Annotated in this window: 14 protein-coding genes; 11 read left to right on the top strand and 3 right to left on the bottom strand. The window is 66.8% G+C overall.

The window, feature by feature from the left end; all coding sequences use genetic code 11:
• Positions 1-680: 680 nt before the first annotated feature.
• Both ACWCQ1_RS50525 and ACWCQ1_RS50520 read right to left on the bottom strand, forming a co-directional pair.
• On the bottom strand, positions 681-905 hold the full coding sequence (locus ACWCQ1_RS50525) for a hypothetical protein (RefSeq protein ID WP_451029935.1): 225 nt from the start codon (positions 903-905) through the stop codon (positions 681-683).
• An 850-nt stretch (positions 906-1755) separates the two neighbouring features.
• Positions 1756-2073 (bottom strand): hypothetical protein, encoded by a 318-nt coding sequence (locus ACWCQ1_RS50520; protein WP_451029934.1) that lies wholly within the window; start codon positions 2071-2073, stop codon positions 1756-1758.
• A 587-nt stretch (positions 2074-2660) separates the two neighbouring features.
• Between ACWCQ1_RS50520 and ACWCQ1_RS50515 the strand changes: the two genes are divergently transcribed.
• Complete coding sequence (locus ACWCQ1_RS50515) at positions 2661-3467, top strand: NUDIX domain-containing protein (protein ID WP_451029933.1); 807 nt, start codon at positions 2661-2663, stop codon at positions 3465-3467.
• Here ACWCQ1_RS50515 and ACWCQ1_RS50510 read toward each other — a convergent pair.
• On the bottom strand, positions 3451-4530 hold the full coding sequence (locus tag ACWCQ1_RS50510; protein WP_451029932.1) for an XRE family transcriptional regulator: 1080 nt from the start codon (positions 4528-4530) through the stop codon (positions 3451-3453). The two genes, ACWCQ1_RS50515 and ACWCQ1_RS50510, sit on opposite strands and share 17 nt — an antisense overlap.
• A 409-nt stretch (positions 4531-4939) precedes the next feature.
• On the opposite strand from ACWCQ1_RS50510, the gene ACWCQ1_RS50505 reads away from it, so the two are divergent.
• The 10 genes from ACWCQ1_RS50505 (at position 4940) to ACWCQ1_RS50460 (ending at position 12642) form a co-directional block, all read left to right on the top strand.
• The gene (locus ACWCQ1_RS50505) at positions 4940-5338 is read left to right on the top strand and encodes a hypothetical protein (protein WP_451029931.1); all 399 of its coding nucleotides are present in this window, start codon (positions 4940-4942) and stop codon (positions 5336-5338) included.
• On the top strand, positions 5335-5991 hold the full coding sequence (locus ACWCQ1_RS50500) for a hypothetical protein (protein ID WP_451029930.1): 657 nt from the start codon (positions 5335-5337) through the stop codon (positions 5989-5991). The genes ACWCQ1_RS50505 and ACWCQ1_RS50500 overlap by 4 nt, the downstream gene beginning before the upstream one ends.
• The gene (locus ACWCQ1_RS50495) at positions 5988-6767 is read left to right on the top strand and encodes a hypothetical protein (RefSeq protein ID WP_451029929.1); all 780 of its coding nucleotides are present in this window, start codon (positions 5988-5990) and stop codon (positions 6765-6767) included. The genes ACWCQ1_RS50500 and ACWCQ1_RS50495 overlap by 4 nt, the downstream gene beginning before the upstream one ends.
• Positions 6768-6769: 2 nt before the next feature.
• Positions 6770-7291: an HNH endonuclease gene (locus ACWCQ1_RS50490; RefSeq protein WP_451029928.1), complete on the top strand. Its 522-nt coding sequence runs from the start codon at positions 6770-6772 to the stop codon at positions 7289-7291.
• Positions 7288-8901 (top strand): DNA primase family protein, encoded by a 1614-nt coding sequence (locus ACWCQ1_RS50485; protein ID WP_451029927.1) that lies wholly within the window; start codon positions 7288-7290, stop codon positions 8899-8901. The genes ACWCQ1_RS50490 and ACWCQ1_RS50485 overlap by 4 nt, the downstream gene beginning before the upstream one ends.
• On the top strand, positions 8898-9143 hold the full coding sequence (locus ACWCQ1_RS50480) for a helix-turn-helix domain-containing protein (RefSeq protein ID WP_451029926.1): 246 nt from the start codon (positions 8898-8900) through the stop codon (positions 9141-9143). The genes ACWCQ1_RS50485 and ACWCQ1_RS50480 overlap by 4 nt, the downstream gene beginning before the upstream one ends.
• A 404-nt stretch (positions 9144-9547) precedes the next feature.
• The gene (locus tag ACWCQ1_RS50475) at positions 9548-9757 is read left to right on the top strand and encodes a hypothetical protein (protein WP_451029925.1); all 210 of its coding nucleotides are present in this window, start codon (positions 9548-9550) and stop codon (positions 9755-9757) included.
• A gap of 2 nt (positions 9758-9759) precedes the next feature.
• Positions 9760-10995, top strand: coding sequence for a tyrosine-type recombinase/integrase (locus ACWCQ1_RS50470; protein ID WP_451029924.1), 1236 nt, complete (start codon positions 9760-9762; stop codon positions 10993-10995).
• A 213-nt stretch (positions 10996-11208) separates the two neighbouring features.
• Positions 11209-11910, top strand: a complete 702-nt coding sequence (locus ACWCQ1_RS50465) for an HdeD family acid-resistance protein (RefSeq protein WP_451029923.1) — start codon at positions 11209-11211, stop codon at positions 11908-11910.
• Between the two features lie 306 nt (positions 11911-12216).
• Complete coding sequence (locus ACWCQ1_RS50460) at positions 12217-12642, top strand: hypothetical protein (protein ID WP_451029922.1); 426 nt, start codon at positions 12217-12219, stop codon at positions 12640-12642.
• The last annotated feature ends 192 nt before the right edge of the window (positions 12643-12834 follow it).

The raw sequence follows: 12834 nt of genomic DNA, 5'->3' as shown, positions 1-12834 counted from the left end.
TGAAAATGCCTCCCTCCCGCGCCGTACGCGCAGGTGGGAGGCATGATCATGAAACCTACTTCTTCTTGCCCTGGGTTTCGACCGCCCGGTTTTTGGGGCTGATCAGTGGGGTGCTTACCCCAACTGACCTGCGGTCGGGCGGTCGTTGGTGGTCGTTGTCTGTCGTTGCTGGTTGACCTCGGAGGTTCCAGACAGGTTCCGGCTCGGGGCCCCGCATGGCCTCTAGCGTTAGAGGCCAAACCCTCTACCGCTAGAGGTCTCGCTAGCGGCCTACACCGCCTCTGACCAGGACGCTAGACGATAGGGGGCCATCTGCGGAATCCCCGAATTCTGCGCCCGGTGCGGCTCGCGGTGACCGGCCGCGGCCCCCTATCGGCTGGCCTCGCCTACAAGCAAGAGGAGCCCCCGCCCCGGCGTGCTCCTCTTGCTTGTGCGGGGCGGATCGTCCAAGCCCCCGCGAGTCGTTAGGCCCGCTAACGTTAGCGACTCTGATAGCGGGCACCCCTTACATTTGAGCCGCTTTCGATAGCGGCAGGGGTTGCTAACGATAGCGACCCTGATAGCGACCAAAACCGCAGGTGACCAGGTCATTAGCAGATAGCGGCCGACCGGCGCAGACCCCAGAAACGGCCCGATACACGCTCCCGAGAGGGCGGCCCGCGCTGCTAGCCTCCGACTGCTCAGGCATCGCTCTGGGCTGCCCGGTATGCCTCGTACTGAGTCCAGGCGCGTTCGAGCGTCTCGATGACCCGATCAATGGCGCCGCACCTATCAAGGTAGTCAAGCTTGGCCCTGCCGTCCCTTGCGTCAGGGCCAGTCTGGATCAGCGGAGACGTCCCGAGCGAGATCCCCGATGGCGTTGTGCTGGTCTTCAACCACGCTGTGAAGCTCTTCGGCTTGGGCATGTCGGCATCCTTCCGCTGCCGCGTCGAAACAAACCCAGTGAGGGGCGGCCTACGGCCGCGCACCCCTTGGCGCTCGCTTCGCTCGCGCGTCGGCCACCGGCGAGGCTGGGCACCGTGCTCGGACTGCGGCACCTCTCACGAAAAGAGGCCACCCACCCCGGGCGAGGCGGGGTGGTCTGTTCTGCCGTCCGGCATCTTCCAAGGGGCAAGCGACTGACGTGAGCGCGCGCCGCCCGGCCTCTGCCGCTTTGAAAAGCTTCCCGAGGCTCTTCAGCTGACAGGACGGCCGTGCGTACCGCGCGCGGCTCCCCCTCTGAAAAGCCGTCCCATGGGTAACGCACCGATGGTGTTCGCAATGAGCTGAGTCCCGACTCATCCCGGCTCACCTTCTGGTGCACCGTGAGTGGTCGAGCAGCGCACCCGGTCCTACGCTCGGGGAACTCCTTAGTGGCATTCGCCTCACGCTGCAGAAGACCGGCCGAGGCTGAGCCACTTCGGACGCTGCGGAGGCCCGCATGGAAGGACAGACGGCCGCTGAAGACGACGACGAACCGGATGCGGTCGAGCGGTGCCGTGCTCGGCGCCTGCTTCTCATCAATTGGTCGCCGATACTGGCGGTGCGTCGCCAACATCGTGGTGCGGCACTTCTCCTGATTGGAGAGCGCGAGCGGGTCGTAGAGTTGGCATCAGTGAGCCTGGCCGAATTGCGAACGAGCAGGCTCCCTGACTGTGTCGCGGATGGTGAGCCCTGAACCGACTGCAGGAACCCAGCGCCAGGGCCCTTTACATCGCGGTTGCGACCGTAAGGAAGCTATCTTAGCTTGCACCGCAACTCTTGGGGCGACTCCGCTCAGTTATTCCACACGCTATGATCGCAGGTATCCGTGCGGTTGACGCCGTCCTTTTCCAAGCACACCCAAACCTCAACGTACGTGTGTTCTGGAATGTCGTAAACTCCGCCATCAGCGGCATCGCGGTAGCTACATTTACCGTTCCCTCGGGTCTCGTTCAGGTAATACCCATTGTGATAATCGTGGTCATAGTAGTAAGACCATTGAATTGTCGAATGCACACCGTAACCATCTGCTTCAATATCGCAAACTTCAAGCTTGTCGCCGTCTCTAGTCCAATAGACGACTCCGCCCGGGTCCGAGTCGTCCGTGTGCATGCTATTGTCATAGGCGAAAGCGGGAGTAGTCGCCAATACCAAGGAAGCAGCTGCGGCAGCTAGCGGTACGAGCACTCTACCCAAATAACTCTTCACGTTATTGAAATCCCTTTCGCTACAAGATTACTTAAATATACTTTAGACGACAGCCAGATACTCTAGTCGACCACTACGTATAGAACAAGAGGGCGAAATCGACAGATGAGGTAATCAAGAAAAGCTAGATTATTCCCTATCGGAGAGGGCCACAAACCAAGGTTGTACAGCCGTCAGGCGGTCGAACCGGATGCCACTAAAGTGGCCCAAGACGTACGTAACGTTCAGACCTCCCAGGACCTCACAATCGGTATTTTGTGGGGCTGGAACACCATGGTGTTCCAGCCCCACAAGGCACAGACCCTGCCGGTTCGAGGCGCGGCGTCGAACTCCGACGGCCGCCGACCGCAAGCGGAGCGAGCCAAAGGACGGGCGGCCGTAGGCCGCTCCTTCTATGCCTCTGGGGACTCCTCAGGCGTCACCTGCCGGGGAAGATGCCGACTGGCTACGCTGGTGTGCACCAGCCAACGAATGGGGAGCGTGCTGCGGGAATGGCAGAGACCAAGACGGCTCGGGTAGAGCGCACGATCCGTGAGTGGGTCGGAGGGGGAGAGCTCTCGCCTGGTGACAAGCTGCCGTCCGAACGCACGCTGACGACGGAACTCGACATCGGCCGCACCGCCCTGCGGCAGGCTCTCGCGCGGCTCGTAGCCGAAGGGGTCTTGGAGGTCCACGGTCGGAGTTCGTACCGAGTGCCGGCGCCCTCTCCGGCTCAGCGGCGGACGGGCGCGTCCTCCGGAGAGTTGGAACCGTGGCAGATCTACGGCGAGCGGCCCGTGTACAACAACCCTTGGGTCCGGCTCGACCTGGTCGACGTCGAGCCCCCGGGCGTGAAGCGCTTTGAGCACCATGTGGTGCGGCTACAGCACGTCGCGATCACGGCCGTGCTGGACGACCAAGACCGCGTGCTCATGCTCTGGCGTTATCGCTTCGTGCCAGATCAGTGGGGCTGGGAGCTCCCAGGCGGGATCGTGGACGCGGGCGAGGATGCCCGTACGTGCGCCGCGCGGGAAGTCGAGGAAGAGACAGGCTGGCGCCTCGGCGACGTTGAGCACGTCGTCACGTATCAGCCTATGGTCGGCATGGTGGACTCACCGCACGAGATCTTCGTAGCGCGCGGCGCCGAGCAGGTAGGCGAGCCGAGCGATGCGGAGGAAGCGGGCCGGGTCGAGTGGGTACCGCTCGCGGACATCCCCGACCTGATGGCCCGCGGTCAGCTCATGGGCTCCGGCACCCTCGTTGCCCTCCTGCACGTGCTCGCGAATAGGCACAAGAGCACGTCTACAGCCTCTGCGTGAGCTGATCTATGCGGCGGCGATGCCGCGCCGATCCGGTGCGGCTCGCCAACAGGCGTGCGGTCCGCAGGTGCTCTTGCGCCTGGTCGTACTCGCCGCGCGCCAAGTGCGCTTGGGCAAGGTCGCACCGCAGCCCGGATTCGGCTCGCACGAACGTGGAGTCGAGCGAATCGAGTGCCTGGTAGAGGCTGTCCACCGCGTCATCGTCCCCGAGCATCGCAAGGGCGTTGCCGCGCCAGCGGGCCAGGTGCGAGCCGTTCAGGAAGATGCTCAACATGTCTGGGTCCCGGGCCTCGTCACCGGGCGGGAGCACGGACGCGGCCATGTCCAGGGCCCGGCGGCAGTCGTCGGCCAGTTCGGGCCCAGCCTTGGCGCACAGCTCCGCCTCGGCCGCATACAGCCATGCCTCAAGGCGGGGCGACATGCGGCCGTCCGCTGTCCTGCGAGCGTCGCGCACGAGGGCCACGGCCAGTTCGGGCCGCCCGGCCTCGCTGAGCACGTATGCCTGTTCCGCCATGGCGTGCGCGAGGTACATGGGCTCTTCGGCTTCCTGCGCTGCCCGCTTGCCTAACTCGTAGTTCCGCCAAGCCCGTTCGACAGCCCCGGCGTCCAGAGCCTGCCAGGCCGCGAGCGTCGCGGCGGCAGCAAGCGCCTGAGCAACCGGCCGGCGGGTGTCGGGGAGGACCGCGAACGTGAGCGCATCTTCGAGGCGGGCCAGGTGGCCCGTCATCTGGTCGACGAGAGCGGCGGCCCCCATCTGCCTGTCCATCGTGCGGAACAGCTCGGTCTGGTCAGTGAAGGTCTTCACCATGCTCAGGCCGACGCTCCGAGCGGAATCGATTCGGCTGATCAGTTCGTCGTAGCCGCCCACCAGTGGCGGCCCGGCCGCATGCACCTCCCCGAGCAACTCCCCATCGGTCAAGCCAAGGAGGGGCCGGAGGATCGCGGCGAACCTCGCTGAGATCTTGCGTCTGCCGTTCTCCCATTCGGAGACGTAGACGCGGAGGCTCGCAGTCGTCGGGACGCCAAGCGCGTGCTGCCGGGCGTATCGCTCGATCTCTCGCACGAGACGTTCCTGAGACCAGCCGCGAGCATTTCGAGCGTCCCTCAGCCGTTCACTCACGCATACCGCCCCCAGTCGCCAGGATGTTCGGACCTCACACCAGGATGCACCAAATCCCGCAGGTCGGAAGGGGTTAACACCGCTCTTAACACCCCGGTTATTAGGGCCTGTTGGCTACCGGCACACCCCTTCGCGGGCGTTCCCTCGAAGCATGCAGCAACCGCGAACCTCTCGGATCGAGTGCGCACCCCCTTGCATCTGGTGCGCACCAGATGCAGACTTCTGGTGCGCACCAGATTGGAACGCGAAAGCGGGCCATGACGCACGTATGCCGTCATGGCCCGACACAGCAAGGAGCGGCCACCTACCGCCAAGCAGTCAGCCGCTCCCCGACCCTCGAAGGGGCAACTCCATGATGCCTGGAAGCGAGACGATCGTGCCTCCCGCGTCGATCAACCGGCTTCGTTCGCAGGTGACCATGTACGGCGACTACGACCCGGACCAGCCGGTTCGCGTCGAGGTCCCCGTGAGCATGCACCTGTCTTTCTGGGACATCCTCGGTCTGCTCTCGTACACCTCGGGCGTGTGCGTGGCGTACGACGAGATGGACGATGACGACTACCTCCGGCAGTCGGTGCAGTTTGGTCTCATGCGCTACGGCGCGAGCGCGATCAAGATTCAGGCGCTGTCGGCCTGGCGTGCGTACTACGGCAACGGCTCGACCGACGGCCCCTCGCCCGAGTTCCTGCACCGTCTCGGCACAGCCGTAACCCGCACCTTCGGCGTGACCTCGAAGGACGGTGCGGCATGACCGTCACTCTGACCTCGCCCTACCCCCCGGCAGCACAGACAGCGGCGGAACGGCCCGTGTGGGCTCAGCAGATCCTCGCCGCGCGTCAGGTCCGTGACTGGTCTCAGGCGGACGCGGTCCGCGAGCTGCGGAATGTGTCGGCTGAGCCGCTGCCGGACGACGACACCATGATCCGGCAGTGGAAGCGCTGGGAGTCCGGCAAGACCATGCCGGGCGCCTTCTACAAGCCGCTTATCGCGAACATGTTCGGCGCCTCCGTGCTCGGTCTGTTCCCCGAGGTGACCGGCGTCCCGGCGGAGCCGATCAACCCGCTGCGCCTGCGCACGCAGGTCGACCTGTTCGGCGGCCCCGAGCCGCAGGACTGGCAGACCCGGGTAGAGATCCGCATCGCGGTCCACCCGACCGCCGATGAGCTGATGGGCCTGGTCATCTTCGGCGGGTTCCTGATCACGCTCGATGAGCTGGATGACGACGACGTGGTGGCCGAGACGATCCGCTTCGCGCTGGCCCACGACGGTGCTGGCGAGTTGGCGACGTGGGCAGAGCAAACCCGCCGAGTGTTCGCCGACCCGGCCACGGGCCCGGAGCTTCCGGCCGGGTACCTGCCCAAGCTGCGCCGCACCATCGCGCGCGTCTTCGGGGTGGTCGCGTGAGCACCGCCCTGGACGCCCTGTACGCGCAGGTGAAGCCTGCCCCGGCCCCGGTCATCTCCCTGACGGAGATGGACCGGCGCCGGGAAGGCGACGACTTCCCCACCATCCCCGTGGATGGCCTTGAGTTGACCGTCAGCGAGGCTGCCGCAGCGCTGTTCGAGACGGCCGCCGATGACCTCGCTGTCCCCGTGCCGAGCACGGACGCCCTGTACGCCGCGCTGACGGCCGCCGTGCGGCAATTGGGCCCGGCCGGGATCGCGGAGGTGACCGAGACGTTCGAGGGCTTGCCCTCTGCGGAGTTCTTCGAGGTCAAGGAGTGCCGCCACTTCGCCTACCGGCTCGCCCTGTCGTTCTGGTACGAGGGCGCCCGCGCCCGTGCGATGAGCGCCGGGGAAGTCGGCGTGGCCATCTACCTGTCCAGCATGGACCGCTTCCGGATGGCCGACTTCCGGGAGCTCCCGCGCCGCAAGCTGATGCTGGCCCGCGCCATCCATGAGGGCGTCACGGCCGTCCCGACCGAGACCCTGATCCGACTGGGCGCGGTGATGTCCGGCGAGTTGGGCGGGGTCGACCGCGACCGGGATCGGGAGTGGCTGTACAAGCAGGCGCTGCCCGACTACCACCGCCGCCGCTTCGTGTTCGACCTGGTCCAGTGGAACCGGGAACAGCCCGCCCCGCTCATCGTGCGGCCCGACTCCGGCGGCTACCTGGTCGGCCTCACGCCGCCGCCCGGACCTGACGGCAAGTGGCAGCGGCCGATGCGGGCGGAGTGGTGACCATGTCCCACAAGCAGGTGCTCAACTCGGCACGGCGCCGCGTGCGCAAGGAGCAGCTCGCCCGCCGCCAGGGGCAGCGTTGTGCCTACTGCCGCCGCCCGTTCTCCAACCTGCGGGAGGCCACGTTGGACCACATCGTGCCGCACTCGCTGTGGCGCACGTGGACCGTCACCGCCCTTGCTCTGGCGTGCCTCGACTGCAACAACGCCAAGGCCGACCGCTTCCCCCTCTCGCTCGCCCTGGTGTTGCTGTGGTCGGCCGACCCGAGTCGGCCGACCGTCGGCCCCGACCTCTGGCCGACGCTGGCCCGACTCGCCTACGCCAACCGGTCGGCGTTCACCGCCGTGTGGTCGGCTACCGAGTCGGCCGACCCGATCGGCGAACAGTCGACCCCTGACCAGCGTGACGACGTGCGTCACGCGCCGCGTCACACCCCGGTATCGCGCCCGATCGCGCGGCCCGACTGCTTGCGAGCGCCCCGACCGGTACGGGTGTGCGCGCGGCCGATCGGAGAGGCTGCATGAACCACGACATCCCGATTCCTGCGCCCACCAACCCGATGGCCGTTGCCCGCCACCTGGCCCCCCAGTGGGAGCACCAAGGCATTCTCACGCTGCGGCACTGGCGCGGCACGTGGATGTGCTGGGACTACTCGCACTGGCGCGAGTTGGACTCTCAGGAGATCCGCGCCAGCCTCTACAAGCAGCTCGAACACGAGGTGTACGACCACCTCACTCCCAAGGGCGAACTGGAACAGCGTCCGTGGGCCCCAACTATCCGCAAGGTCGCCGACCTGATGCAGGCCATCGCCGCCGTGACCCACCTGGCGCCGACCGTCGACGCTCCGGCGTGGATCGATGCGCCCTCCGACGGGCTACGCCGCACGTCCGCCCCGCCGGCCAATGGCGTGGGGAGTCCCATCGTGGCGTGCACGAACGGGCTGCTTCGGGTCGCCGATCGGACCCTGACGGAGCTGACCCCGGGGTTCTTCAACCTGGTGTCGGTGCCGTTCGACTACGACCCGAACGCGACCGCACCCACGTGGGAGGCGTTTCTCCGGCAGGTGTGGCCGGACGATCCGGCGTCCATCGCAGCACTGCAAGAGTGGTTCGGCTACGTGCTCTCGGGTCGCACCGACCAACAGAAGATCCTGCTCATCGTCGGTCCGACCCGTTCCGGCAAAGGCACCATCGCCCGCGTGCTGGCCGGACTGGTCGGGGAAGGCAACATGGCCGGGCCCACGCTGGCCAGTCTCGGCAGCAACTTCGGACTCTCCCCGTTGCTGGGCAAATCGCTCGCGGTCGTTGCCGACGCGCGGCTGACAGGCCGGGACGGTCACCAGGTCGTAGAACGGCTGCTGACCATCAGCGGTGAGGACACCATCGACGTGGACCGGAAGTTCAAGGACCCGTGGACGGGCAAGCTCCCGACCCGGCTGATGATCCTGTCCAACGAACTCCCGAACTTCGGCGACTCCTCCGGGGTCATCGCCCGCCGGTTCGTCGTGCTGAACATGACCGTGTCGTGGCTCGGCAAGGAGGACACCGCGCTCACGGACAAGCTCAACGCGGAGATGCCCGGCATCCTCAATTGGGCTCTGGACGGGCTTGCCCGCCTGGAGACGACCGGCCGCCTCACGGTGCCGCCATCGTCCCAGGAAGCCGTCACCACCATGCAGGACACTGCCTCTCCCACCTCGGCATTCGTCCGCGAGTGCTGCGAGACGGGCCCGGCCTGCGAGGTGACCGCCGAAGAACTGTGGATGGCGTGGCGGCACTGGGCTGACGACAACGGCGTCCGCCCCGGTACCAAGGCGATGATGGGCCGCAACCTGCAATCCGTCGTTCCGCAGGTGCGCCGTACCCGGCCGCGTGGTGCGGACGGCCGACAGGTGCCCACCTACAGCGGGATCGCACTCACGGCCGACGGCCGCCGTTCCATGAGTCCCGACTCAGCCCCTCTCACGGGCCACGGGCAGGCGCTGAGTCGGGTTGAGACGGGACTCACGCTATTACAGGCGCCATCTCGCGAACTGCCCCTGTGCGCCGGATGCGGGCACCCCTTCGAGCCGCTCGAACCGGGCCAGACCAGTCACCCCACCTGCACCCCTGCCGCCGCGAGGGAGGCGTCATGAGCACCGCCAACCAGCCGAGCACCGACCCGCCCGCCGCTCTTCGCGGCGGACTGCCGGACCGGTACCTCACTCCCGAGGACCTGGTGACCATGTTCAGCCTGCCGAGCGTCGAGACGGTCTACCAGTGGCGCCGCAAGCGCATTGGCCCGCCCGGCTTCCGCGTCGGCAAGCACGTCCGCTTCGACCCCGCCGCCGTGGCCCGCTGGGTCGCCGAACAGACCGCCCTGCCCGACGCCGCCTGACGTACGGCGGGGCAGGGAGGACACCGCCACCGGGCCAGGGAGGCAGGGAGAACTCCCTCCGGGCCTCCCTGACCCGCCTCCCTCTCCCTGACCAGGGCGGACAGCCTCCTAGGGAGGCAGGGAGGCAGGCACTGAAGCCCCCCGGAAACGGTCCCCAGGAAGCCTCTCCGGGCCCCTCTCTCCGCCTCTCTGAGAGCCCTCCGGACGGTGCTACCGGTAGCACCTCGCCCTACTACCGGTAGCAACCCCGCTAGCACCCCAAACCCCCAGTGATCAGGTCCGTAGCGAGTAGCGGGCTTCCCCCAGCACACCCCGAAACCGGCCGGATGGCCGCTCCCTGGCCCTCCTGCGCCTTGCTACCGGCCGCGCTCTGCGGCCATCACCCGACAAGGAGCCCACAGCCCGTGTCCATCCACCTGGAAGACCGCTGGTACCGACGCCGCCGCGACGGCTCCCGTGTCCGCACTGCGCGCTACGGCCATGGCCCGCGCTACCGCGCTCACTTCAGCGACGGCACCGGCCGGCGCACCGCCAAGTGCTTCCACGATCGCCGCGCTGCTGAGCGCTGGCTGGTGAAGACCGAAGTCGCCCACCTCCTGAAGGGAGCCGCCTGACCATGGCAGGCCACATCTTCGATCGCTGGTTCAAGACCAGCACCGACGCGAACGGCAAGACGGTTCGCGTGAAGACCGACCGCTACGGCATGGGCTTGCGCTACCAGGCCCGCTACGTCGGCCCCGACGGCAAGCGCAAGAACAAGTCCTTCCCCGACGGACAGAAGCGCCTCGCCGAACAGTGGCTGAGCGCCATCACGGCGGACGTCGCCCGCGGCGACTTCATCGATCCGAACGCGTCCCGTACGACGTTCCAGGAGTTCGCTGAGCAGTGGCTCGCGAGCCAGAGTGGTGATCCCAACACGCGTGCGTCGATGGAGTCTCAGCTCAAGCTGCACGCCTTCCCCCGCATCGGGTCGCGTCAGCTCGGGTCGTTCCAGCCGAGCCACATCCGCGAGTTCGTGACCCAGCTCGAAGAGACCGGCATGTCCGGCTCGTACGCCCGCGTCATCTTCTCCAACGTCCGCGCCGTACTCTCCGCCGCCGTGGAGGACGGATGCCTACGCCGGAACCCCTGCAACTCGCGCACGGTGACCCCGCCGGCCATGGGCTCGCGCCGCGTCGTCCCCTGGGAGCCTGAGCGCGTTTTCGCCGTACGCGCCGCCATGGTCGAGCGGTTCCGCCCCATGGTCGACGTGGGCGCAGGGTGCGGCCTGCGGCAAGGGGAGATCCTCGGGCTTTCCGTCGATGACATCGACTTCGACAGCGGCACCGTGCACGTGGTGCAGCAACTCAAGCTGAGCCTGAGCAAGGCGGTGTTCGCACCGCCGAAGGGTGGCAAGCTCCGAGACGTTCCGCTACCCGATCCCGTAGCGGAGGCACTCCAGGAGCACATCAAGCGGTTCCCGCCTGTGGAGATCAAGCTCCCGTGGATGCGGGGCAACGGTCAGCCAGTGACGCGACGGCTCATCTTCACGGGCCCCAACGGCGGGCACGTCTGGCGTACGTCCCTGAACGAAGACCACTGGAAGCCCGCTCTCGCCAAGGCCGGAGTCATCCCCAAGGCCAAGAGCCGGGAGCACGCCGCCGCCCGCGAGCACGGCATGCACGCGCTGAGGCACTTCTACGCGTCCATCCTCCTGGACGCCGGGGAGAGCATCAAGGCGCTCGCTGAGTACCTCGGGCACTCCGACCCGGGCCTGACCCTGAAGGTGTACGCGCACCTCATGCCGAGCAGCCGAGACCGGGCCCGAAAGGCTCTCGGCAAGGCTCTCCGGCCCCAAGATCCCAAGGGCTGAGGTTTCAGGGAGGTTCCAGAGCATGAAAATGCCCCTGATCCGTGCTTGCGCGCAGGTCAGGGGCATGATCACCGAACCTACTTCTTCTTGCCCAGTGTGGGGAGCCCGGTTCACGGCCCTGGTCAGCGCATCGCATCGCATCCCGGGCGAAACAGGGCCAGATGGCCCTAGTGAAGCCGGCCGGGCGGCGCAACGGTGGGTGATGGCCCAACCATGCGGTTCCCGGAAGGAGAAAACGCCGTGACAACTTCCTCTAATCCGTCAGGCACCGGCTCTCCGCTCCGCACCGAGCAGCCGGACACCGTCGTCGAACGCCTAGGCGGCGTGGCGAACCTGGGCTGGCAGATCCGGCTCACCGTGGGCCTGGCTGCCATTGCCCTGGGCGTCGTGGTCCTTGCCTGGCCAGGGGAGACGCTGCGAGTCGTCGGCGTGCTCTTCGGTGTCTACCTGCTCGCCGTCGGTGTCTTCGAGCTGGCCGCCGCATTCGGCACACACATCCCCGGCCACCTTCGGGTCCTGCACTTTGTCACGGGTGCGCTCAGCGTTCTGCTCGGGTTGATCTGCTTCCGCGGCACCTTGGAGTCGCTGCTGATGCTCGCCCTGTGGATCGGCTTCACCTGGCTGCTGCGCGGCATCATGGTTACGGCTACGGCGGCCTCCGCCGAAGCCATGCCGGCGCGCGGCTGGATGGTGTTCTCCGGAATCATCGGCATGCTCGCCGGAATCGTGCTGATCGTCTCGCCGTTCACCTCGATCGCCGCGCTCACCCTGACGGCGGGCATCATGGCCATCGTCCTGGGAGCCGTCGAGGTGTTCTACGCCGTCCGGATGCGCGTCGAAATCGGCAGCCTGGCGCCCCGCGCCGCTGGCGAACGACGGCCTCTGTTCCGCTCTCATCCCCACCCCCAGCACTGAGCGCCACGGCCGGATGGGCGTCTTCGGCCCGGCACAGGGCTCTGCCGCCCGGTTTTCACCGCACGCCGTGGGCGTCGGAGGAGCCACCGGCGCCTACTCATTCCCTGCCTAAAGATCAGGGCTCGTTTGACGGTCAGCTAGGTGAAGCGCGGTCACCGGCGGACGCGGCCTGGAGGTTGCCTTCGACTTGGCCGGCATGCCCGTCGTCCGCAAGGAGGCCGCCTTCGGGCTCGGCCCGAAAGGCTCCCTGATTCCGGTGGGGAGCACGCAGCACCAGAAAAACCGATTTGCGAGAGAGGTAGGACCATGACAGAGACGACGGACCACATCACCCAATTGACGGATCGGGCGAAGCACGCGCAGGAGCAGGTGCAGAGCGCCATCAACAAGAACCGGGAACAGTTGACGGCTGCGGTCGAACAGGCTCAGCAAGAGGCGGAACAGCGGGCAGAGGAACTCCGCCGCGAGGCTGCCGAACAGAAGGCCGCTGCCGCTGCGTCACTGGAAGAAGCGCGGGACAAATGGCAGGAGCATGTGGCGACGGCAAAGGTGCGTTTCCAGGAACGCAAGGCCGAGCATGACGTGAAGCGCGCCGAGCGCAACGCGGACGATGCCGAGGACTATGCAGCCTTCGCAATCGACTATGCCGCCTCAGCGATCCTGGAAGCGGAATCCGCTGCACTGGAAGCGCTGCTGGCCCGGTCGGAGGCCGAAGCCTTGGCCAGCAGGTAGCCAGACTGAGCTGGTTCCGCTTTGACGGACACTGTCGGTGGGGTAGCCAGGCCGGCCTCGTTAGGGCGCTTCGGCCTCAGGACCCTGAAGGCTGAGGTTCCAGGGAGGTTCCGGCGCATGAAAATGCCTCCCTCCCGCGCCGTACGCGCAGGTGGGAGGCATGATCATGAAACCTACTTCTTCTTGCCCTGG

This window comes from Streptomyces sp. NPDC002144 (assembly GCF_053593695.1).
This window is presented reverse-complemented; position numbering and strand designations above follow the sequence as displayed.

Bases quoted from the DNA above. Each gene is read 5' to 3' on its own strand.
- ACWCQ1_RS50485 (WP_451029927.1), top strand. From the start codon at position 7,288: ATGAACCACGACATCCCGATTCCTGCGCCCACCAACCCGATGGCCGTT.
- ACWCQ1_RS50465 (WP_451029923.1), top strand. From the start codon at position 11,209: ATGCGGTTCCCGGAAGGAGAAAACGCCGTGACAACTTCCTCTAATCCG.
- ACWCQ1_RS50460 (WP_451029922.1), top strand. From the start codon at position 12,217: ATGACAGAGACGACGGACCACATCACCCAATTGACGGATCGGGCGAAG.
- ACWCQ1_RS50505 (WP_451029931.1), top strand. From the start codon at position 4,940: ATGATGCCTGGAAGCGAGACGATCGTGCCTCCCGCGTCGATCAACCGG.
- ACWCQ1_RS50480 (WP_451029926.1), top strand. From the start codon at position 8,898: ATGAGCACCGCCAACCAGCCGAGCACCGACCCGCCCGCCGCTCTTCGC.
- ACWCQ1_RS50470 (WP_451029924.1), top strand. From the start codon at position 9,760: ATGGCAGGCCACATCTTCGATCGCTGGTTCAAGACCAGCACCGACGCG.
- ACWCQ1_RS50520 (WP_451029934.1), bottom strand. From the start codon at position 2,073: ATGCACACGGACGACTCGGACCCGGGCGGAGTCGTCTATTGGACTAGA.
- ACWCQ1_RS50525 (WP_451029935.1), bottom strand. From the start codon at position 905: ATGCCCAAGCCGAAGAGCTTCACAGCGTGGTTGAAGACCAGCACAACG.
- ACWCQ1_RS50500 (WP_451029930.1), top strand. From the start codon at position 5,335: ATGACCGTCACTCTGACCTCGCCCTACCCCCCGGCAGCACAGACAGCG.
- ACWCQ1_RS50515 (WP_451029933.1), top strand. From the start codon at position 2,661: ATGGCAGAGACCAAGACGGCTCGGGTAGAGCGCACGATCCGTGAGTGG.
- ACWCQ1_RS50490 (WP_451029928.1), top strand. From the start codon at position 6,770: ATGTCCCACAAGCAGGTGCTCAACTCGGCACGGCGCCGCGTGCGCAAG.